This is a genomic window from Rothia nasimurium, assembly GCF_014217215.1.
Classification (GTDB): domain Bacteria; phylum Actinomycetota; class Actinomycetes; order Actinomycetales; family Micrococcaceae; genus Rothia; species Rothia avistercoris.
This window is the reverse complement of the sequence record NZ_CP056080.1, coordinates 1,394,956-1,417,367: the sequence shown is the minus strand read 5'-3', so window position 1 is coordinate 1,417,367 and position 22,412 is coordinate 1,394,956. Positions and strand designations below refer to the sequence as shown.

Genomic DNA, 22,412 nt, shown 5'->3' with positions numbered 1-22,412 from the left:
GGTGATTCAGGAGCGGAGATTTGGTTTTGAATCGAACCGCCGTAGGAACCACAAGATCAAAGCCTGGCTTCGGTCTTGTATCCTCACCAGCCCGCCCGCCCCCCCTTCGGGGCGGGCGGGTTTTCACATATCACCTTCCAACACTGTGGCTCTTTCTGGCTCGCGCTCGCTGCCGACCCTCTAGCCCGATTCGCTAGCGCTCACTGGGCGATTCACGCCAGCCCCGAGCCAGCAGCTTCGCTGCGAGCCAGATTTCGCCGAAATAAGCAATCGCCGAATAGTGTTAGTGCTCAGGGCCTAGAAGAAAATCGAAGAATCCCTGGCTCCGAAATATCCCCCCCCTATCCCGGAACCGGGCCCTGCAACATCATAGGAACCATAAACATCATGCACACCAAAATCTATGGAACTATTTTCTATACCTTTGCACTGGTCGTAGCCATCTGGCTTTATCCTCGATACCCGGTTCTCTGCGGGATTGCAATCGGGCTCTTTGTTCTGGCGCTAGTGCTGCGGGGAATAGCCCCTCATCTTGCGCCACAATAGCAAGGATAGGAAAGGTAGAAAGGAAGCACTATGAAGCAGAATAGAAAAACACTGATAGCTCTCAATGTAGCCATTCTGGTGCTATCAGTAACACTGGTCATCATGCAGATAGGTCAGGGTAACTCCGGCATGGCAATTCTCTGGGGTGTGCTGGCAGCAGCTAACGCGGCAACTTTGGCACTGCATCTAAAAGCAGGCGGTCGAAATGGCTAAGACCGTCATCGTCAGCACCATCGAGCTAGCCACCTTCCTAGGTCTTACTAAGCAAGGGCTATACAAACGAGGTGAGCTACCGCCGGCTGACTTTATCTCCGTTGGAGGGCGTGAGTGCTGGCTTCCAGGTACTGCTGAAGACTGGGATAAAACCTATCGGGAAAAGCATGGCGTAGGGCGCCCCGCAACTAAAAACGGAGCTAAGTAGGAATCGCCAGCCTGACTGTAACGGGATGATTTCTAGATTTTCAGCGCGAGTAGGGCCCTCGCGTCAACAAAAAACCCTCTCCTGTCAACAGGAGAGGGTTTGCGTCGCTCTGACTAGGCGTTTTATTGTTGTTTGCACTCAATAAAGAATACAAAGCCAATGGCAGTCATCGGGTTCTGTATTCCCGCATTTCCCCTTGAAAACAAGGGTTTTTATTTGGTTGTTAACTAGGCCCAGTCCACCCTCAGTCAGCAAAAGTTTCTCTCGACACTCGTCGGCCGATTTACACCGCGCTTTGAGTGAACCCACGTTTGCTTAGTCATGCGAACATCGTGCAATGGTGAACCTAATGCCATTTAGTTTGCGCGCATAACTTCGGGGAACTCAGCGAATATTATCTGATCTAGCGAATCAGCAATCGAATTGAAATCCTGGTTCAAATCAACCGTTCTAACTTCGAGGTTGTGACCCAGTTCCTCCCATTTTAAATTCGTTTCTTGCGCACTCTCATGTTGGGTTTGAGCGTAAAGCAACATACCGTTAATCCGTTTTGGTGTTTCAACGGCGAGATGTTGTACATAAGTGAATATTTGATTTCGATGTTCAGGCCGAAGGATTTTCTTCCCGTAACGATTGGGAACTAGGATTTTCCTGTAGAACTTTGTATCGATTACTAAGGTGTGGTCGCTCGATTCAAGGACGATGTCTGGTTGCAGGCGCGGAACCGCAGGTGGCATGAGCGCTTTAGGTGTCGTAATACCTTTTTTCAACACTGGTTCCGTTCGAACCTTTAATGAAGGGAAATGACGGCGAAAGTATTCGGCTACGAAATTCTGGAACAAGATATTCTTGCTCTTGACTTCAATCCCGGTTGTAAGCACCTGGTTGTCTGAAGTCTCTATACCTAGACCATGAATTAGCATGTATGAAATATGCTTCAAAATTCGGTACGAAGCGTTATTGCGGTCATACTTCCCTGCATTCCACACAATCCTGCTAACGGGTACGTCAGCTACAGAATCGAAGAATGGCAGCAGTCCTCGTATTCGCCCTTTTTGATCCGGTAAGACCTTCCGGTTCGACAGTGCTGCCAGCAGAGCAGCCTTCAATATCTGGTTGTTATAGGTGTCGATCACAAACTCATCGAAAGAACAATCTGCAAGTAAGCTCCCACGCTGTCTACGGATATGCGTCTCAAGGACGTTCAAACGCCCTTTTACGAACTGCAAATCACCCCGCTGTTCTTGGTAGCCGTGTTCGAGACCTTTTTTCCGTTGAGTCGTGACACCTGCTATAAGAATTTCAGCTAGGACGCTATCTAAGCCTGAATATTGATCGTAGTTAACCTTTTCCAGGGTGGCCACATCAACTGCACGAAGTGCGTAAGCCAGTAATCGGTAAATATTCTGGATTTGAGGTTCAGGCTTACTCATCGCTAACCGCTATTGCCTGCATTAGTGTCTCAATCTTCTGAGTCGCCAAAGCTGGTTGATCAAACCAATATTCTCTAATGAGAGGTACGAGCTCAAACTCCACAATGGATTTAACAGTTTCCCGGTCCACTGACCCTGGGCTACAGAAATAGCTGTGACCGATCATGAACCCCGAACCCAAACTTGGATCCTCTTCAATTTCAGCGTTTAGCTCTGAAACAGCCTTAACGAGAGACAACAACTCTGGAGAACCCTTTGAAGCTATAAATTGCTCAAAATTAGGCAATTCAAGAGCAGGTCGCATCTCAACAAACGCGAATCTCCGCCGTAGCGCATAGTCAATAAGGGCAAGACCACGGTCAGCAGTGTTCATCATGCCGATGATATAAACATTAGGCGGCACAGAAATTTGTAGATCATCACCGACAGGTAGCTCTAGTATTTCACCTCGATGGTCGGCCTCGATAGCCATAAGAAGTTCGCCGAACACTTTGGAAATATTCGCGCGGTTAATTTCATCTATGATGAGGTAGAAGTTCTCTTCAGGTCGCTGCCCAGCCTCATCGAAGAATTTCTTGAAAGTACCCGGTGTCGGCCGAAACTCACCCTCGCTATTGGGGCGAAAACCCACCACATAATCTTCATAGGACGAGTTTTGGTGAAATTGCACTGAACAAATACAAGAGTCGTCCTTAGCTCCCATAAGTGAATATGCAATTCGCTTAGCAGCGAAAGTCTTGCCGGTACCCGGAGAACCCTGAAGAATGATGTTCTTCTTTCGTTTCAACAGAGACACGATCTGTCGATAAGAGTCCTCTGCCATGAATACATCATTAAAGAAGCTCTGTTGTGAATATTCCTTTACCTCTGAAACCGTCAATGCGGATTCAGCAGAGACGTTTGGGTTAACTTCCAAAAGAGATGTCGGGTGCACAACCCCACTGCCTTTCTTTGAAATGATCTGCTCAAGCCCTACATCAGTTGGCCACCCATCTGGGATTACTCCATCTAAGATGAAGCCAGAGTAAAAGTGACCAGCTTTCGTCTTGATGATGAAAATTACAAGCTGGGTAAACAACTCATCAACTGCCGGATCTAAATCAGCCGATGAGTAGTTGTTCCCGGGCTGAAACCGATCACAGATAATAGTTGGAAATCCAAGTTCAGGTTTCCAGGCGATATGACGATTCTGCGTGATTGCTTGATTCTTGATTCTGTAGTTTCTAAATATCCCCTTAGCAGCGCTACGGACATCTAGATTGATAAATTCCTTTTCAGAGTGTCCCAATGGTCGAATTGGGACCTTGTAGGCTGGCCATTCGAAACCTTCTGCGTCGACTTTTGTAGCCTCTTCATCAATTTCTGCGGCAGTGTCAATGAAAAAGTTTTTGATGACTTCCTTGTCCACACCTGACAAGTCGATATAAGTTTGCCCACCTCCGCCAGATGGTTTCTTAACCCATTCAATATTTAGAAAGTCGGCCTTAGTGATGTGCCGGTAGAGAATTGAATCTACAAACTGCACTTGACACCTCCCGAGATTCCTGTGCTCTGCTTTTGGCGTAACTGGCGACTTCTTGTCCCCAACAGGTACGTGAAACTAACGTGATACATGAATCAGGTACTCCGAAATCTTTTTACCAAGTGGACTGTTATTGCTTCTGAAACGTTTGTATTCAATTTCCTGCAACTCAACTGAACCAAATTCGCCAAAGGTGTCCATGAGTTGCTCTACTGGAAATAAGCCATCTTCGCTGTAACTAATCAAGAATTTCGGGCAATCCATAGCACCGAGAATCTGCCTAAACGAATCCAGAGACTTAGTCTTAGTACAAAGGTTAGAATACTGATCTCGCCACGGTCGTAACCCGCTTTTACCAACTGCTTCAGGCTCGTCGCCACGCGCTAGAGTCTCAAGGATGTGATAGTTAGCCGCATATTGCCTCTTAATATATGGAGGGTCGATGTAGCACAAATCCGCAGAAATCTGAGTAGCTAAATGTTCCGCGTACCCTTGAAGCACTTCATTTTCCGTAGAGCCCTGAGTAAATTCTGTGGGCTTCAAAGTTAGCGGAGTCAATGAATTCTTTGTGAACTTGGATAAGAAATAGCCGTAAGTACCGGAGATATTAGCCACTTCATTCGCAGCCATGATTAGATCATGCTTCAATACTGATTCTTCGACATCAGTAATAAGTTCAGAGCTTTTCCAAGCTTCAATTTCTAGACGAATTGCGTCGATAACAGCTGCATTGTCGCCGGTGAAATATTTTCTTGGTTCAGTCCCGTTTAGAGGAGATCCCTCAGGAGAGAACTCACGATAAAAATACCCTTGTTTAGGGCCGAGGGAGTTTAGGTGATTTAATACTTGGCGGTAATCGTCAAATCCAAATTCTTCACTGAGCATGTTGAAATTTGGCGGGGCGTCCAACAGCAATTGAGTAACCAAATGGTGTCTAGAGTAGGTCATGACATCAGATGCAATTACCTTGTAACCACTTGATCGTAGCGCTGTAGAAACTGTTCCAGTTCCAGCCATTACGTCTGCGACTACTCCGTTAGCGCCAATTTCAGCAGATACTGCTTGAAGAATTGCAGGCACTAGACGTGACTTATTTCCAATATATCTAAACACTTAAAACTTCATTTCATTAATAGCGCTTAAGTTAGGCAGTTTTCCGAGCTCTTCGCGAATGAAAGCTTGCTCTTCCTCTGAAACCTCATAAACCTGAAAAACAAGCTTTTCCAGCTGAAGGTCAACCTCGCGGGTGAAGTCGTTTTGCAATTTTTTTGCAAGTTCCGCGACCTTTCGCACGAGTGACCGTTCAACAAGTTGGGCGTCCTTTAGAGGCAGTTGAAAAAGAGTCTGCTTTGTCAGATACGGGTGGGATTTCCATTCGTTCTCACCGAAGGTCTTTAGGTAAAAGTAGAAGACAACACGAGAATTAAGGAGAGCGAGGTAGTACCACAACTCCTCTAGCTCGAACTTCTCGCTGCGAGGCATAAGCATATACACAGTTTGCGTTACCAAAGTTGAATCTGTGTCCAAAGAAGCCTTAATACCAAGGCCTGTCTTCCGAATTAGCAGCTTCGGGCTGCGGTAGATAGATTCCTTCTTGTACGCAATGCCCGGCACTTGAAGCTTGATAAATCGACCACGCGCCAAGCCATACCTTTGGACGTCCTCGCCAACAAAAATGGCAGCAGTTCCTGGGAGATTGTTTCGCCCGAGAAGCCGTTCTGTCACTCCAGTACTGGTGTACTTGCCACAATTTTGGCAGGTCTTTTTCCCTTCAGTCAGTTGTGCAGGCGTGACACCTTGACGGTGTTTACAGTGTTCACATACTGCAACCATGCCCGTTTTGGAAATCTCAACCCCTCGACTGAACTGAAAATAGGCGTCAATGTCCAAACAGTTCTCATGCAATTTCGCGACTAGCGACTCCTCATGTTCCTTTGTGTCAATGTCAAAGGCATAGTTCTCGGTCTTCGAGAACCTAGATTGCTTCACCTTGTGTTGGTTCTTACGAAACTCAAGATGCAAATCTGAAGTGCCTCCAAGCACTTTCCTACGCGAATCTGTGTCTAAGCGAAAACAAGTGCACACTGAGCCAGAGACAGGCTTGGACTTTTCCAAAATAATGATTGCAGTAGAGCGATTCACCTCGGGGAACAGTTTCTCGCCAAGACGCGCTATAACGCGAATCTTAAAGTTTGTAGCGACAAATTTGCGAAGCTTGGTGTTTGTGTTCGAAAAAAGCGAGTCAGGCAAAATGAAAGCGGCTATTCCTCCGTCGACCAGGAGGCGCATCGACTGTTCGATGAACAAAATGTAAGCGTCATACTGTCCTTGGGCAAGAGTAAAACCATCACTCTGGAGGTAATCCAGTGAGTAACGACGATCTGAACTCCAAGGTGGGTTTGAAATGATCAAATCGATCAAACCGATGTTATTTTCCCAATAACGCGTAGTGCTCCCTCTTGCTTTCCGAGGCTTAATGAAGTCGTCATTGATTAATGAAATGTCTGCGAATTCATGAACAGAATCGACAGAACTTGCCGAAATTGCTTCAGGGTCGATATCAATGCCGATGTACTTGGCATTTTCAAGACTTTTCGAACTCCCAAGTGCGGCCTTAAGTAGTGCCAGCTCACCGCTAGAAGGGTCTAAGACGACTAAGTTGTCTCTTTCTCCGACAACATCCCAGCAAAGATTAGCAACAAAATCTGCTAGTAGCTTCGGGGTATAAACAGCGCCGTACTTCCCTGAATCAGCTTCCATCCGCCTTAAACTCATGGATGTTTCAGCAACACTCATTCAACCTCACCCGACAGCTCCGTGATGAGACAATTTCGGATCAAAGCACTCAAACTCATGCCACGGAGTGCGGCGCATTCCTTCGACGCTTCACGGAGGTTTTCTGGAATGCGGATAGTAACTGCCGTCATCTCGCCGGCGGTAACATACTCAACAAGTTCCGCTCTGCTAGCTCCAGACCGGACCAGTTCCTTGTAAGTCACATTTATACCTCTATTTACAATTGCAATACATTTGCAGTATACCTCAAGGTTCCCATTACTATAAGCCATCCACCCGATCATTGACCACTTGACCACCCGACAAGGAGCGGTTGCGCGCGGGAAATTTCTGACTTACACTTGTACGCATGTTAGCGAACAAGCGTAAACGGAGCAAATGAAATGGATAGCCACCTGAAATTCGGAAAGTTCATTGAGACTAAGCGCAAGAATGCGCGACTGACGATGCGCGCATTTGCCGAGAAGGTAGACATGGCAGCGTCCTACATTTCGGATATCGAGAAGGGACGCCGCGCAGCTCCTGACAGCAAGCTGGAGATTATCGCTACCGCGCTCTCGCTGACTTCAGTTGAGCGTGAAGAAATGTTTGACCTGGCCGCGCTTACTCGGGACGACCAGACCCCTACTGACCTCACCGAGTACATTCGCGAGACTGACAATGCCCGTGTTGCACTGAGGCGCGCCAAGGATCGCAATTACTCCGACCAGGATTGGCAGAAGATTATCGACATTATTGAAGGCGATGGTGGCCGCCGTTGACCGATGTCCACATTCCATACCTGGAACGCTCTGTTATTGAGCGCAAAGCCATGAACCTTGTCAATGCGACTTTTGGCAAGGAAGCAGTCTTTGAGCCAACCATCGTAGATATCCACTACTTGGCAGAGTTTCAGCTCAACGCCACCATTGACTACCACTGATATGTACTGGGTTTCGGTCACACCCACCACCCAAAAAACTAACACATCACACAATATCAACTAAAACATCATCAACCACCTCCTGCGGAGTCCGATAACCAAGAGACGCATGCAACCGCCGCTGATTCCACCAATTCACCCAACCCGCCGTGGCAGCCTCCAACTGAGCAACCGAACCAAAGAACCGGCCACGCACCAGCTCAGCCTTATAAGCCCCATTCACCGACTCAGCCAGAGCATTATCGTATGAATCTCCAGTAGATCCTACAGACAACTGAACACCCAGCTGGATCAGCTCACGCGTGTAATCATCAGCAACATACTGTGAGCCGCGGTCTGAGTGATGCACCACCTGAGTTAAGTCAGACCCTGACCGCCTGGCTTCAAACAAAGCCTGCTTGAGAGCCATCAGCGGCATGCCCAAGGTATGCATACTCGAGGAAACACCCCAACCCACAATCTTTCGACTGAACACATCAGTGATGAAGGCCGTGTAGCAGAAGCCACTACCTGTGCGCACATAGGTGAAGTCCGCGACCCACAAGCGGTTCGGCGCTTTAGCGGTGAACTGGCGGTTGACCAGATCAGGGCGGCGATCAGGAGCCTTGGTAGCCCTGGTGGTCACAGGTTTACGGCCCCGATGCACACCCTGGATACCAGCTGCACGCATGAGCCGGTAGGTTTGGTCCCGGCCAATAGCCCAGCCTGCCCGTCTCATGGCCTGCCACATTTTGCGCACACCATAGACTCCGTAGTTCTCCTGGTGGATTTTGATCAGTTCAGGAATGAGGAGCTGGTCGGATAGTGACCTGGCTGAAGCGACACGGCTCATTGCGCGGTAATAGCCGCTAGCCGTAATGAAGCCACCATCAAGATGCTCAGATAGCACTCGGCAAATAGGCTCGACCCCGAAAAGATCCTTATAAGTGTTGATGTAGCGGATCATCATCGGGCCGGTGTCTCGAGCTCTGCTGCGAAAAAAGCTGAGGCAGTTTTCAAAATCTCGTTGGCCCTACGCAGTTCCGCGTTTTCTCGTTTTAGGCGTCTGATTTCGGCCGCCGCGTCACTCGTAGTAGTGATTTCTTTGCCGGTGTCCAGTGCAGCAGTGTTGCACCAGCGGGCCAGAGTGTTGTGGGAAATTCCTAGCCGAGGGGCGATGTCTTTGATTGCTGCGGTTATGGACGGGGCGTCGGGGTGGTTCAGTCGGTCACCGACGAGTCGTACCGCTCGTTCTTTGAATTCTTGGGGGTATTTGTTGGGCATGGTTTTATTATTCCTTCCGGTGGGGTGTGGGTGGAAGGTGTGGACTGAACCCAGTACATATCAGGGGTGAGACGCTGGAAATGAAAAAGGACTACCTTCGTGCATTTGTATCACAAAGGTAGTCCTAATGGTGCCCAAGGTGGGACTCGAACCCACACTCCGAAGAACCGCATTTTGAGTGCGGCGCGTCTGCCAATTCCGCCACTTGGGCAAGTGCGAAAGCTCTTCTACAATACACGTTTTTGACCGCTAAAAGCCAATCGGCCCTCACCCTGGAAGAAAGAACCCGCCCCCGACTAAGATAGGAACCGAAGAGGGTACGCACCGTCACCCGTTGCATGCGCGCCCATGAGGTTGTGCGCGTGCGAAAATAGATAGCGAACCTCAACTAAACGCTGAAATGACCTAAGGAGCAGGGTATGTCAGAGCAGACCACCCAGGAGCCCGAGAACCACGATCAGCAGCCCGCACGCACCGTCGTCGTCGCTGAAGACGAGGCGCTGATTCGCCTCGATATCGTCGAAATCCTCAAAGACCAGGGCTTCAACGTCATCGCCGAAACCGACAACGGCAAAAAGGCTGTAGAACTGGCCGAGGAGCACCGCCCCGACCTGGTGCTCATGGACGTCAACATGCCCATCATGGACGGCATCGAAGCAGCCGGCCAAATCAGCGAGAAGCAGCTGGCCCCGGTCGTCCTGCTCACCGCCTTCAGCCAGAAAGAACTGGTAGATCGTGCAACCGAAGCAGGCGCCATGGCCTACGTGGTTAAGCCCTTCACCCCCAACGACCTGATTCCCGCCATCGAGGTGGCAATTAGCCGCTACGAGCAGATCCGTGCACTTCAGGACGAAGTCACCAGCATCAAGGAACAGTTCGAGACTCGCAAGCTGGTTGACCGCGCTAAGTCCCTGCTGATGACCAAGATGGGCCTGAGTGAGCCCGAGGCTTTCCGCTGGATTCAGAAGACCTCCATGGACCGCCGCCTCTCCATGCGCGAGGTCGCCGAAACCATCGTCAAGCAGGTTCAGTAGGGCAGCACCCTCTAGCCTGTAACAAAGCCCGCCCCAGCGTGTAGCTGGAGCGGGCTTTGTTGTATTCAAAGAAGGGGGGGCGGACGCCTGCCGGCGGGGTAGGCGTCCGCCCCCTCGTAAGGGGTGCTAGAGGGCGTCCTTATGGTCGCTCTTAGTTCCGATTCCCCAGAGGGTAATGGCGGCACTGATAGTCACAGCGGCCCACCAGAGGCCGCCCTGGCTCAGGGCCGTCACCGTGAAGATGAGGGTCAGTACCAGGAAGATATTGCCGATGAGTTTGCGGCGTGCGGTCATGGTGGGCCTTTCGTGAACTGGAGGTTAGTGGGCTGCTGCCAGGCTGCCGTCGCGCTCGTCGGTCTCGGGCAGGTCGTCCTCGTCTGCACCTAAGGCCTTAGCCACGCGCTCGGTGAGTGAGGCGATAGCGGCGTCGCCGGTGACGTTGGTAGCGGTGCCGAAGGAGTCCTGGGCCAGGTAGAGGGCGATCATCAGGGCAATCATGGACTCATCGAAGCCCAGCATGGACTGGAGCAGGCCGATAGCGGTCATCACCGCGCCGCCGGGAACGCCGGGGGCTGCAACCATCATGAGACCCAGAACCAGAACCACGGGAATCATGGCGGTGAAGCTGAGGGATCCGCTGGTCATGTACACCACGGCAACCGCGCAGGAGGTAATGGTAATCATGGAGCCTGAGAGGTGAATGGTAGCGCAGAGGGGGGTCGCGAAGTCCACGATCTTGCCCTTAATACCCACTTTCTTAGCGGACGCCACGGTCACGGGGATAGTGGCGGCTGAGGACTGGGTGCCAATCGCGGTGAAGTAGGCGGGCAGCATGCCGCGCAGCATGGTGATGGGGTTGCGCTTGGAGACAGCGCCGGCGACGGTGTACTGGATAGCCAGCATGACCCAGTGCAGGATGATGACCATGATGAAGACCTTGCCGAAGACCGCAAGAATCTGGCCAACCTGGCCTGCCATGGTCATGTTGGCGAAGACGCCGACGATATGGACGGGCAGCAGGGGGATGATGACGTAGCCCAGGAGCTTTTCGATGATGGTCTGGAAGTCCTGGAAGAGGTTCAGCATGTTCTTGCTGTTCAGAGCGGTGATGCCCAGGCCCATGATGAAGGCCAGAATCAGGGCGCTCATGACCGACATGATGGGGTCAAGGGTGAATTCCAGGTAGCCGGCTGAGAGGGCTTCTTCGGGGTTTTCGAAGGCGGTGAGCTGCTGGCCCTTGAGGATGATGGGGTAGATGAAGTGGGCCACGGTCACGGCAAGGAAGCCCGCTGCAATGGAGGAGGTGTAGGCCAAGCCAACGGTGGTGCCGAGCAGTTTGCCTGCGCCCTTAGCCAGTGAGCCGATACCGGGCACGATGAAGCCGATGATAATCAGCGGAATCGCGAAGCTCAGGAAGGCGCTAAAGACGGTAGAGAAGGAGACAAAGAGCTGGACAACGAAGTCGGTGGGAATGGCTGTTCCCAGGGCGTCGTTGATGCCGGAGATGAGGCCGGGGGTGAAGGCACCGATGAGGATACCGCCGATGATTGCGACGATAATCCACACGAGCAGAGGAATCTTCTTCATGGGGTTCCTTGGTGTTGTGTGGTCTTGTGTGCGTTTGCACGGACTGCCAGTTTATCAGGGTGCCGCCAGAGGCGCCCGGAGTGAAGGGCGGACGCCGGGGTTGAGGTAGATCCCTAGGGCAGGTCGATGATGTTGTTGGTGATGCGGGCGGTAGCAATGAGCTTGCCCGCCTCGTCGGTGATATCAATGGCGTGGACGCAGACGGTGCGGCCCAGCTTGACCGCCCGGCAGGTCGCGGTGACGGTGCCGGAGCGAACCGAGCGCAGGTGGGTGATGTTCAAATCAACGCCCACAGCAGCCTTCTTCTGCTCTGCCACCGAAAGAAAGGCAGAGATAGACCCCAGGGTTTCTGCCAGGGCGGCAGAAGCACCCCCGTGAAGCAGACCCACCGGCTGGGTGTTGCCCTCCACCGGCATGGTAGCGACGGTCAGCTCGGGGGAGGCTTCGAGAATAGTGATACCCAGCTTCTGCGCCAGGGCCCCTGCCCCTAGCCGTTCAAGGATCTGCTGGTGGCGGGCGTCCTGCTCTCGGGTCTCAGTCATAGGTGCTCCTTAGAAAATAGGGGGGAGATTGTCTGCCTTCAATCGTAGGGCAGGGGCAGACGGTAGGATGGTAGGCGTGATGACTAGACCTGAAACTTCTGCACCTGCACCCGGTAAGCTCATGCTCATTGACGGGCATTCCCTGGCGTTCCGTTCTTTCTACGGCACCCCGGTGGATGTCTTTGTGAATGCTGAGGGCCAGCACACCAACGCGGTCCATGGCTTCCTCTCAACCCTGATTTCTCTGATTAAAAATGAGCAGCCCAGCCACATTATTGTGGCCTTTGACCTCTCCGGCGGAACCTTCCGCACCGAGGAATACGGTGAGTATAAGGGTGGACGTAATGAAACCCCACAGGAGTTCTTTGGTCAGATTGAGCTGATTCAGAAGGCCCTGGCGGCCCTGAACATTCCTTCAGTCACCCTGCCACGCTATGAGGCTGACGATATTGTCGCTACCTACACCCGTCAGGGGCGGGAGGCCGGCTTTGAGGTGCAGATTGTGTCGGGTGACCGCGATGCCTTCCAGCTGGTGACCGATACCGTTACTGTGCTCTACCCGGTCACGACCGGCCCTACCAAGGGTATCCGCTACATGACCCCGGCTGCCGTCGAGGAGAAGTATAAGGTTGCACCTCACCTTTACCCCGATCTTGCTGCCCTGACCGGCGAGCAGGCGGACAACCTGCCGGGCGTGCCCGGTGTGGGCCCTGGTTTTGCCGCCAAGTGGATTAACGAATACGGCGATCTCAAGGGCGTGCTGGACAATGCCGAGAAGATTAAGGGTAAGAAGGGTGAGGCCCTGCGCGAGCATATCGACGATGTGCTGCGCAATCGCCGCCTCAACCGCCTGGTGGACGACCTTGACCTGCCGGTGACCCTCGATGATGCCAAGGGCTACGGCCCCAACGTCGAGGAGCTTGAAGAGCTCTTTGACTACCTGGAGTTCAATTCTATCCGCAAGCGCGTCGCTGAGCTCTTTGAGGGCATGGGGCAGTCTACACCTGCGGTTGAGATTGATATTGAAACGGTTGAGACCATCACCAGCGCGGACGACCTCACCGCCTTCCTGGCGGCTGCCCCCGAAGCGCTCGCGGCGGTTGAACGGTTGGTCGAAGTACCTGAACGCCTGGCGCAGGCCATCACCCTCTGGCCCGTGGTTGATGAGCAGACCGCGGAAAAGGGACTGGCCCACGGCCAGGCCCTGTACGGCCTCATGCTGGTTGCCGGTGCCCGCGCAGCCTACCTTGATTTTGAGAAGCAGGCGGACGGCGTCCGCACGGCTCTGCGCGACTGGCTGGGGGACGCGTCCGCCCCCAAAATCACCTTCGATGTTAAGCAGAACTTTAAGTCGCTAGACGCCTACGACCTGCCCCTAGCGGGCGTCATTGAAGACCCGGTGCTCTCTTCCTACGTCTGTGGCTTCATCCCCACCGCCCGCCGCCGCGGTCACCGCGAGATGCTCGAAGACCTCACCCGCGACTACCTGGGGCAGACCTACCCGGCTGCCCCCGAACAGGAAGACCAGGGGGAGCTCTTCTCGCTCGAACCTGCCATCGATACCGACTATCAGGCCCTCGCCGCCCGCCACGTACAAGAACTGGCCTACGCCCTCCACCTTGACCTGGTTGCCAAAAACCAGCTCGGCCTCTACGAAGAAATTGAGCTGCCGGCTGCGTCCGCCCTGGCCCGCATGGAAATCGCCGGTGTAGCAATCGACGCCAGCGCCATCTCAGAACTCAAGGGCTACTACGGCGAACACGTCACCCGCGCCACCGAAGCGGCCTACGAAATTCTGGGCCACGAGGTCAACCTTTCGTCCCCCAAGCAGCTGCAGGGCGTCCTCTTCGACAAGCTAGGCCTACCGACCACCCGCAAACTCAAGAGCGGCTACTCCACCGACGCCGACTCGCTCGCGGGAATCCTCGGCCAGGTAGACCCCGACAGCCAGGGGGCCTCATTCCTGGGCGAGCTGCAAACCTACCGCGACTACACCAAGCTCAAGCAGACCGTTGAGGGGCTGGGTAAGGCAACCGCCGCGGACGGCCGCATCCACACCACCTACCAGCAGAACGTCGCGGCTACCGGTCGCCTCTCATCAACCGACCCCAACCTGCAGAACATCCCCATTCGCACCGAAGAAGGCCGCAAGATCCGTGACGCTTTTGTTGTGGCCCCCGAACCGGTCGACGGAACCGACTACACCACCCTGCTGACCGCCGACTACTCCCAGATCGAAATGCGCATCATGGTGCACCTGTCGGACGACGAAGACCTCATCGCCGCTTACCAGGCGGGGGAGGACCTGCACCGCTTCGTCGGCTCAGAGGTGTTTGGGGTAGCGCCAGAAGATGTGACCCCCGAGATGCGCTCTAAGGTCAAGGCCATGAGCTACGGCCTTGCCTACGGCCTCTCACCCTTCGGCCTGTCAAAGCAGCTGGGCATTAGCGTGGACGAAGCGACTAGCCTGCGCACCAACTACTTCAAGCGCTTCGGTAAGGTCGGCAGGTTCCTGCGCTCCATCGTGCGCGAGGCCCACAAGACCGGCTACACCGAGACCATGTTTGGCCGCCGCCGCGCCCTGCCCGACTTGGCCTCGTCCAACCGTCAGCGCCGCGAAGCCGCCGAACGCGCAGCCCTCAACTCACCCATTCAGGGCACGGCCGCCGACATCATTAAAATCGCCATGATCAACATCGACGAGCGCCTTCGCCGCGAAAACCTCGCCAGCCGTATGCTCCTGCAGGTGCACGACGAACTGATCCTCGAAGTTGCCGCGGGTGAAGAAAAGCTCGCCGAGGCAATCCTGGTTGAAGAAATGAGCGGGGCAGCCTCCCTGCGCGTCCCCCTGGACGTCCAGGTCGGCTGGGGCCGCTCCTGGCACGAGGCAGGGCACTAGCAGGGCGGGCATAAGGCGTGCGGACGCCGGTGCAACACACCCGGGCGCGGGTTAAGACCAACATCACCCCACTTTCCCGTGAACACGCGGTGAAAACGCCCACCAAACCATTGACCGGCACCCGCACGCGCCCTAGACTTGAATCTGTGCGTGTACAGTGCCCGCTTTGGCGTGCGCCGCACCCGCACATCATATTGTCCGTATCAACGCTCAATACAGAGAACCATGCGGACCTTACCCCGCCCACAGCCACAAGCTACACCGCGGGACCCAGTAAGGCCCTGCCTGTATTGACCTAGAAAACTATCCATATTGGAGCCCTACTCTCTATGAGCACCAACGTTCCCCAGGTTGCAATCAACGACATCGGCAACGAAGAAGAATTCCTCGCAGCAGTCGACGCAACCATCAAGTACTTCAACGACGGCGATCTCGTTTCAGGCGAAGTTGTCAAGGTTGACCACGACGAGGTACTGCTCGACATCGGTTACAAGACCGAAGGCGTCATCCCCTCACGTGAACTTTCCATCAAGCACGACGTAGATCCCGACGAAGTTGTTTCTGTTGGTGACACCGTTGAAGCTCTTGTCCTCACCAAGGAAGACAAGGAAGGCCGCCTGATTCTCTCCAAGAAGCGCGCACAGTACGAGCGCGCCTGGGGCGACATCGAGAAGGTCAAGGAAGAAGACGGCGTCGTTACCGGTACCGTCATCGAGGTCGTCAAGGGTGGTCTTATCCTCGACATCGGCCTGCGTGGCTTCCTCCCCGCTTCACTCGTCGAAATGCGTCGCGTCCGCGACCTGGCACCCTACATCGGCCAGGAAATCGAAGCCAAGATCATCGAGCTCGACAAGAACCGCAACAACGTTGTTCTGTCACGCCGTGCATGGCTCGAGCAGACCCAGTCAGAGGTCCGCTCAACCTTCCTCAACCAGCTCGAAAAGGGCCAGGTTCGTACCGGCGTTGTCTCCTCCATCGTTAACTTCGGTGCCTTCGTTGACCTCGGCGGCGTTGACGGTCTCGTCCACGTATCCGAGCTCTCCTGGAAGCACATCGACCACCCCTCAGAGGTTGTCGAAGTTGGCGACGAAGTCACCGTTGAGGTCCTCCTCGTTGAGCACGACCGTGAGCGTGTCTCCCTGTCACTGAAGGCTACCCAGGAAGATCCCTGGCAGGCATTCGCTCGCACCCACGCACTGGGTCAGGTTGTACCCGGTAAGGTCACCAAGCTCGTACCTTTCGGCGCATTCGTTCGCGTTGAAGACGGCATCGAAGGCCTCGTCCACATCTCCGAACTCGCCGTTCGCCACGTGGACCTGGCAGAGCAGGTTGTCTCCGTCGGTGACGAACTGTTCGTCAAGGTTATCGACATCGACCTCGACCGTCGCCGCATCTCCCTGTCACTGAAGCAGGCCAACGAAGGTGTAGACCCCGAGTCCACCGAGTTCGACCCCGCTCTCTACGGCATGGCTGCAGAGTACGACGAAGAAGGCAACTACAAGTACCCCGAGGGCTTCGACCCCGAGACCAACGAATGGCTCGAAGGCTTCGAAACCCAGCGTGCAGCATGGGAGCAGCAGTACGCTGACGCCCAGGCTCGCTGGGAAGCTCACAAGGTACAGGTTGCTAAGGCTCTCGAAGCCGACGCAGAAGCAGCAGCTGCTGCCCCCGCGTCCGCTCCCGCTGAAGCTGCACCCACCTCATACTCATCCGAGAAGCCTGCCGAAACCGGCACCCTGGCTTCCGATGAGGCACTTGCGGAACTCCGTAAGAAGCTGACTGGCAACTAGTAGGTGAAGGAAGCGGAGTTCCGATTCCAGCGAAGATTTATTTCCTCGCGCGCTCGGAATCTTCGCTTCCATCCCCGTAAGAAGCTGACTGGCAACTAGTAGGTGAAGGAAGCGGAGTTCCGATTCCAGCGAAGATTTATTTCCTCGCGCGCTCGGAATCTTCGCTTCCATCCCCGTAAGAAGCTGACTGGCAACTAGTAGGTGAAGGAAGCGGAGTTCCGATTCCAGCGAAGATTTATTTCCTCGCGCGCTCGGAATCTTCGCTTCCATCCCCGTAAGAAGCTGACTGGCAACTAATTCTCTGAATTAGTCACAGCAATCAAGGGCCTCTTCCATCTTCGGGTGGGAGGGGCCCTTGTTTGTAGGGTGTAACGAGCGTGCGAGGGCGTAGAGGCGGGCGTCATGCCTATAGTTCATGCTCAGGCTAGGGTTAGTTAACCTTGCGTTAACCTTTTCCCCAGACTATTAACAGGGCTCAAATTTTGCCTTAAGACCGTATGAACACAACCTCAAAGGGGGACTCGTGGATTCCAGCGCGAATTCGGGTTCACATCTCGCAACCCCCGCGTTGCAACGAGACACCACCGACAAATGGTGGCACCTCGCCTTCGGCGGCCTCATGGCTGTCTCACTGACACTCTTTACACTCTGGTCCCTCAACTACGTTGACCAGTCAGCTCGCACCCTCGTCCTTATCGCAGCCGTCCTCCTAGGTCTCTTCATGGCCTTCAACATCGGAGGTAACGACGTAGCGAATTCCTTCGGAACCTCCGTGGGCGCGGGTACCCTGACCATCAAGCAGGCCCTGCTCATCGCGGCTGTCTTCGAGGTATCGGGCGCTGTGATCGCTGGCGGTTCGGTCACCGATACCGTGCGTTCAGGCATCGTCGATCTGGGCGCTATCGACCTGGACCCCATGCAGTTCGTCTACATCATGATGGCAGCCCTTCTGGGCGCAGCTATCTGGCTGCTGGTCGCCACCAAGATGGGCTGGCCCGTCTCTACCACCCACTCCATCATCGGCGGTATCGTGGGTGCGTCCCTGACCATCGGCTTCACCACCGGCACCGGCGGCATGGACATGGTGCAGTGGAACAAAATCGGCCAGATTGCCATTTCTTGGGTTCTTTCACCCGTCCTCGGCGGTCTCTTCGCCTGGGTTCTCTTTGGCTTCATCAAGAAGTACATCCTGGGCTACAACGAGAAAGTCGATGCGGCCATGCTCGAAATCAAGAAGCACCAGGAAGAAGAGCGCGCAGCCCACACCCCGCACGACGGCTTCCAGCGCATCACCGACCTGCAGGCTGACGCATACGCCAACGCCATGCTGCGCAAGAAGAAGTTCAAGCTCAAGAAGCTTGACCCCGAGGCCCCCGAGAGCGAGTACTACCGTCAGGTCTACAAGCTCGATCAGAAGGCTAAGCGCGCTGACTCCCACCGGGCACTTGAGGTTTATGTGCCTATCCTGGCTGCCTTTGGTGCAGCTCTGATTGCAGCCATGCTGCTCTTCAAGGGCCTGGATAACCTGGAGCTGGGTATCTCAACCATGGGTAACGTCATGATTATGGTGATGGTTGCGGCTATCGCCTGGGTGAGTGTTTCAGTCTTCGCCCGCAGCCTGCAGAAGCAGGAACTCTCCCGCGCCACCTTTACCATCTTTGCCTGGTTGCAGGTCTTCACCGCAGCTGCCTTCGCCTTTAGCCACGGTGCCAACGACATCGCCAACGCTATCGGCCCCTTTGTGGCAATTCTCGATGTTCTCAAGACCGGTGCCATTGGCGACGAGGCCGTCGTGCCTATACCCGCGCTGGTAACCTTCGGTATCGCCCTGATCGTGGGTCTTTGGTTCGTAGGCCGTAACGTAATTGCTACCGTCGGTCACGGCCTGACCAAGATGCACCCCTCATCGGGATTTGCCGCTGAGCTGGCCGCTGCCGGCGTGGTTATGTCTGCGTCTGTTCTGGGTCTGCCTGTTTCATCCACCCACATCCTGATCGGTGCGGTGCTGGGCGTCGGTATCGTCAATCGCTCAGCTAACTGGAAGCTCATGCGCCCCATCGCCCTTGCCTGGATCATCACCCTGCCCATCTCAGCCGCTATCGGCTCGGTAGGTGTGCTGGCTATTTCAGCAATCTTCTAGGCTAAATCAACCCACTGGGTTTCACCCCACGAAATGTGCCCTGCGCCGGCTGTCAGCTCGGCCAGGGCCGTTTCTGTTTGGGCACGGGTTGCCGCGTCATCAAAAACACCCAGGGTGATGTGGGCGCCGCTGGCTGTGTAATCTGTACCCAGCACCGTGTAGCCCAGCGCGCGGAGGTCGTTCTCGAAGCGTCCTGCCTCGGCGTGGGAGGCGGTAACTGTTCCCAGTCGCAGGCGTTCGCGGGGCACCAGGGGAGCGGCGTCTAGGGTGGCGACCACCGCGTCCGTATAGGCGCGTACCAGCCCACCGGCACCCAGCTTGATGCCACCGAAATAGCGCACCACCACAGCGCAGATATCGGAGAGGTCGGTGGTTTCGCCGGTGCGCCCTTCGGTGCGGCGGGCCAGCAGGGCCTGGAGCATGGGAATTCCTGCGGTGCCGGCGGGCTCGCCGTCGTCGTTGGAGCGCTGGGTCTGCCGGTCTGCCCCGATGATAAAAGCAGAGCAGACATGGCGGGCATCGTGGTAGGTCTTGCGCTTGGACTCAATAAAAGCGCGGGCCTCTTCTTCAGTTTCCACGCGCTGAACATAGCCGATGAACTCACTGCGCTTGATTTCTAGCAGGTGCCGGGTCTCGGTGTGGGTGGCGAGCACGGTGTAGCGGTTGGCGCGGGTTTCATCAGTCATGGTGTCTATTCTAGTGTGCAGTCGGTGGGGCGCGTAGGCTGGTGGGAGCGGGCACCTGCCCGATGTTTAGAGACGAAAGGACGCCTGTGGTTGCGAGAATCGGTCTGACCGGCGGTATCGGGTCGGGTAAGTCAACGGTGGCGAAGATGCTGGTGGAGTGCGGGGCTGTGCTGATTGACGCCGATGCTATCTCCCGTCAGTTGATGGAGCCGGGTCGGGCGGTGTTGGCTGAGACCGTCCGCGCCTTTGGTGAGGGTATCTTGACCCCTACGGGGGAGCTTGACCGGGCTGCCCTGGCGTCGTTGGTCTTTGCAGACGAGTCTGCCCGTGCCCGTCTGAATGCCATCGTGCACCCGGCGGTGCGGGCTGAAGCCGCGCGGCAGCGTGAGGCGGCGGTGCAGAAGCTGGGGGAGGGCACCGTCATTGTTGAGGATATCCCCCTGCTGGCCGAGACTGGCCAGGCGGCAGACTTTGATGCGGTGATTGTGGTTGAGGCGCAGCACGGGGAGCGGCTGCGCCGCCTGGTTGAGGTGCGCGGCATGAGTGAGGCGGACGCCCGCGCCCGCATTGCTGCGCAGGCCAGTGACGAGCAGCGCCGGGCTATTGCCACCTGGGTCATTGATAATTCGGGAAGTCTTGAGCGCACCGCTGCGCAGGTGCGCGAGGTCTTTACCAAAATCACAGCCGGTTCGTTCCATGAATAAATTTTTAGCAAGGAGTATTTGAACCTTTGGTCTAAAAAAGCTGGTTGTGACCAGTGAAAACAGGTGAGAACAGGGGAAAGTGTAAAAATCAAGTAGGCTTATCTCCCCTGGAAAACAACCCCAAGCCCTCTTATTATTGATATGTTGCCCAGAGACCGGGCAACCGCTGTGCGGGCGGTGGATGCAAGGGGCCCGCACGGTCACACGCATACTTCCACCGGGATAATCCTGTGCTGAACAAGCTACACGACAGACTGGGGCTGCGAACCAACCCCGTCATTTTCTTCTCATCTGCACTCTTTATCATCGTCTTCACCCTGCTGATGATGATCTTCCCAACGGCCATGTCAGACGGCATTGGCGTCATCTCCGACTTCATCATCACCTACCTGGGCTGGGTCTACACCCTGGGTATCGCCATCTTCTTTTTCTTCCTGATTTACATGGCGATGAGCCGCTTCGGCCGCATCAAAATCGGTGACGACGATGCTGAACCCGAGTACTCCGGTATTGCCTGGTTCGGTATGCTCTTCGCAGCTGGTGTTGGTGCCGTCTTGCTCTTCTGGGGTGCGGCAGAACCCATCACCCACTACGCCAACCCGCCCTACGACGGGGTAGAGCCCCAGTCGGATCATGCAGCGCTCGAAGCGCTCGCCATCGCTAACTGGCACATCGGTCTGGGCGTCTGGATTATTCTTACTATTCCCGCCCTGGCTTTCGGCTACTTTACCTACAAGCGCAAACTGCCCCCGCGCGTCTCATCCATCTTCCAGCCCCTGCTGGGCGATCGTATCCACGGCCCTATCGGTAAGACCATTGACTCGGTTGCCATCGTTTCTACCGTTTTCGGTATTGCGGTTTCGGTGGGTCTAGGCGCCCTGCAGATTAACTCGGGTATGGGCATCATGTACGGTGTGCCCCTGGGTGGCTGGATTCAGGCCGCTATCGTTGCTGTGATTACTGCCGCCGGTATTACCTCGGTGCTGATGGGTATGGATAAGGGCGTTAAGCGCCTGTCCTACATCAACATTCTGCTGGCTATTTCCCTGATGATCTTCATACTGATGACCGGCGCAACCCGCTTCGTCACCCTGGGCACCATCGAGTCAGCCGGCTACTTCCTGCAGAAGCTGCCCGTGATGATGCTCTTCAACGACGCCTTTGCAGATACCGGTTGGATTGGCTCCTGGACGGTCTTCTACTGGGCCTGGACTGTGACCTGGGCGCCCTTTGTTGGCCTCTTTATCGCCAAGATTTCCCAGGGCCGCACCATCCGTCAGTTTGTTGTCGGCGTGCTGGCTGCCCCCACCACCTTTACCCTGATGTGGGTTGGTGTCTTTGGCCTGAGCGCTTTCAATATCGAGCGCAATGAAAACGGCACCCTGGTGCAGACCATGGTGGAAGAGGGCGACATTCCCGCTGCCCTCTTCGAGTTCCTGGGCCACTTCCCGCTATACCAGCTGGTCGCTGCGGTGACTCTCGTGGTGATTACCATCTTCTTCATCACCTCCATTGACTCAGCAGCCCTGGTCATGGACGCGATTGCTAACGGCCATGAGGACCCGGCCCCCAAGAAACAGGGTATTTTCTGGGCTGCCTCCATCGGCCTTGTATCGGCTTCCATCCTGGTAGCGGCAGGTGATAACGGTCTGACCGCCCTGCAGAACGTCATTATTGTGATCGGCTTCCCTGTCTGGCTTATCGGCTTCATGCAGATGTGGATGCTGGTGCGCGCCCTACGCGAGGACGCCGGTGAGCTGCCTCCCATGCGCACCCGCCAGTGGAAGCAGGTTATCCCCATCGAGGAATACCACCGCCGTGCTCAGGAAGACTTCTCGTCGATTGAAGAGGTCACTATTCGCCCCGAGTACGAGCTGGGTACCGAACCCGAGTTTGAGGGTCTGGTTCCCAACACCGGTCAGATTCCTGTGGTAACGGCCGAAGATATTGCAGAGGACGCCGCCGCGAAGAAGGCTGCCTCCAAGCCGGCTGAAGAGCAGGGCACCCATACCGCTGTGGTAACCGGTGACCTGCCCGCTACCGACATTGACCCGAAGAAGTAAGGTCTGAGCGACCGCTTGTTAGCCCCCGATGAAACTAGTACATATGTTCTAGTTTTGTCGGGGG

The 22,412-nt window shown here is 55.0% G+C and carries 18 protein-coding genes and 1 tRNA gene; 8 read left to right on the top strand and 11 right to left on the bottom strand.

The features are described 5' to 3' along the window. The first annotated feature begins 576 nt into the window (after positions 1 to 576). On the top strand, positions 577 to 759 hold the full coding sequence (locus HWU94_RS06550; protein ID WP_185173012.1) for a hypothetical protein: 183 nt from the start codon (positions 577 to 579) through the stop codon (positions 757 to 759). Positions 760 to 1,323: 564 nt separating this feature from the next. Here HWU94_RS06550 and HWU94_RS06545 read toward each other — a convergent pair. From HWU94_RS06545 to HWU94_RS11775, 5 genes are all read right to left on the bottom strand, one after another. Next, positions 1,324 to 2,400, bottom strand: coding sequence for a 5-methylcytosine restriction system specificity protein McrC (locus HWU94_RS06545; protein WP_185173011.1), 1,077 nt, complete (start codon positions 2,398 to 2,400; stop codon positions 1,324 to 1,326). Then, positions 2,393 to 3,925: an AAA family ATPase gene (locus HWU94_RS11525; RefSeq protein ID WP_221625829.1), complete on the bottom strand. Its 1,533-nt coding sequence runs from the start codon at positions 3,923 to 3,925 to the stop codon at positions 2,393 to 2,395. The genes HWU94_RS06545 and HWU94_RS11525 overlap by 8 nt, the downstream gene beginning before the upstream one ends. Before the next feature lie 75 nt (positions 3,926 to 4,000). Beyond that, positions 4,001 to 5,035, bottom strand: coding sequence for a DNA adenine methylase (locus tag HWU94_RS06535; protein ID WP_185173010.1), 1,035 nt, complete (start codon positions 5,033 to 5,035; stop codon positions 4,001 to 4,003). After that, positions 5,036 to 6,718: a TaqI-like C-terminal specificity domain-containing protein gene (locus tag HWU94_RS06530; protein ID WP_185173009.1), complete on the bottom strand. Its 1,683-nt coding sequence runs from the start codon at positions 6,716 to 6,718 to the stop codon at positions 5,036 to 5,038. Next, entirely contained in the window at positions 6,715 to 6,849 is a 135-nt protein-coding gene (locus HWU94_RS11775; RefSeq protein ID WP_409348806.1) for a DUF6290 family protein, read from the bottom strand. The genes HWU94_RS06530 and HWU94_RS11775 overlap by 4 nt, the downstream gene beginning before the upstream one ends. Positions 6,850 to 7,101: 252 nt before the next feature. On the opposite strand from HWU94_RS11775, the gene HWU94_RS06525 reads away from it, so the two are divergent. After that, complete coding sequence (locus HWU94_RS06525; protein ID WP_185173008.1) at positions 7,102 to 7,479, top strand: helix-turn-helix transcriptional regulator; 378 nt, start codon at positions 7,102 to 7,104, stop codon at positions 7,477 to 7,479. A 207-nt stretch (positions 7,480 to 7,686) separates the two neighbouring features. On the opposite strand, the gene HWU94_RS06520 is transcribed toward HWU94_RS06525, so the two are convergent. Further along, a protein-coding gene (locus tag HWU94_RS06520; protein ID WP_185173007.1) for an IS3 family transposase occupies positions 7,687 to 8,903 on the bottom strand; the annotation gives its coding sequence in 2 pieces (ribosomal slippage) (positions 7,687 to 8,624 and positions 8,624 to 8,903; 1,218 coding nt in all). Positions 8,904 to 9,031: 128 nt separating this feature from the next. Further along, positions 9,032 to 9,114: transfer RNA gene (locus HWU94_RS06515), tRNA-Leu, on the bottom strand. Positions 9,115 to 9,322: 208 nt separating this feature from the next. Here HWU94_RS06515 and HWU94_RS06510 point away from each other — a divergent pair. Beyond that, on the top strand, positions 9,323 to 9,937 hold the full coding sequence (locus tag HWU94_RS06510) for an ANTAR domain-containing response regulator (RefSeq protein WP_185173006.1): 615 nt from the start codon (positions 9,323 to 9,325) through the stop codon (positions 9,935 to 9,937). Positions 9,938 to 10,063: 126 nt separating this feature from the next. On the opposite strand, the gene HWU94_RS06505 is transcribed toward HWU94_RS06510, so the two are convergent. The 3 genes from HWU94_RS06505 to HWU94_RS06495 form a co-directional block, all read right to left on the bottom strand. Beyond that, the gene (locus HWU94_RS06505; RefSeq protein ID WP_185173005.1) at positions 10,064 to 10,231 is read right to left on the bottom strand and encodes a hypothetical protein; all 168 of its coding nucleotides are present in this window, start codon (positions 10,229 to 10,231) and stop codon (positions 10,064 to 10,066) included. Between the two features lie 24 nt (positions 10,232 to 10,255). Continuing rightward, entirely contained in the window at positions 10,256 to 11,524 is a 1,269-nt protein-coding gene (locus HWU94_RS06500) for a dicarboxylate/amino acid:cation symporter (protein ID WP_185173004.1), read from the bottom strand. A 113-nt stretch (positions 11,525 to 11,637) separates the two neighbouring features. Continuing rightward, entirely contained in the window at positions 11,638 to 12,066 is a 429-nt protein-coding gene (locus HWU94_RS06495; RefSeq protein ID WP_185173003.1) for a PaaI family thioesterase, read from the bottom strand. A 79-nt stretch (positions 12,067 to 12,145) separates the two neighbouring features. Between HWU94_RS06495 and polA the strand changes: the two genes are divergently transcribed. The 3 genes from polA to HWU94_RS06480 all read left to right on the top strand — a co-directional run bounded on the left by polA (position 12,146) and on the right by HWU94_RS06480 (position 18,895). Then, on the top strand, positions 12,146 to 14,965 hold the full coding sequence (polA, locus tag HWU94_RS06490) for a DNA polymerase I (RefSeq protein ID WP_185173002.1): 2,820 nt from the start codon (positions 12,146 to 12,148) through the stop codon (positions 14,963 to 14,965). A 329-nt stretch (positions 14,966 to 15,294) separates the two neighbouring features. Next, the gene (rpsA, locus tag HWU94_RS06485; RefSeq protein WP_185173001.1) at positions 15,295 to 16,755 is read left to right on the top strand and encodes a 30S ribosomal protein S1; all 1,461 of its coding nucleotides are present in this window, start codon (positions 15,295 to 15,297) and stop codon (positions 16,753 to 16,755) included. A gap of 523 nt (positions 16,756 to 17,278) precedes the next feature. Beyond that, positions 17,279 to 18,895, top strand: coding sequence for an inorganic phosphate transporter (locus tag HWU94_RS06480; RefSeq protein WP_244955912.1), 1,617 nt, complete (start codon positions 17,279 to 17,281; stop codon positions 18,893 to 18,895). Here the strand turns inward: HWU94_RS06480 and HWU94_RS06475 are convergent. Beyond that, complete coding sequence (locus HWU94_RS06475; protein WP_185173000.1) at positions 18,892 to 19,581, bottom strand: YigZ family protein; 690 nt, start codon at positions 19,579 to 19,581, stop codon at positions 18,892 to 18,894. The genes HWU94_RS06480 and HWU94_RS06475 overlap by 4 nt on opposite strands. Positions 19,582 to 19,643: 62 nt before the next feature. Between HWU94_RS06475 and coaE the strand changes: the two genes are divergently transcribed. Then, complete coding sequence (gene coaE / locus HWU94_RS06470) at positions 19,644 to 20,285, top strand: dephospho-CoA kinase (RefSeq protein WP_185172999.1); 642 nt, start codon at positions 19,644 to 19,646, stop codon at positions 20,283 to 20,285. Between the two features lie 230 nt (positions 20,286 to 20,515). Next, on the top strand, positions 20,516 to 22,348 hold the full coding sequence (locus HWU94_RS06465; protein WP_185172998.1) for a BCCT family transporter: 1,833 nt from the start codon (positions 20,516 to 20,518) through the stop codon (positions 22,346 to 22,348). Positions 22,349 to 22,412: the final 64 nt, after the last annotated feature.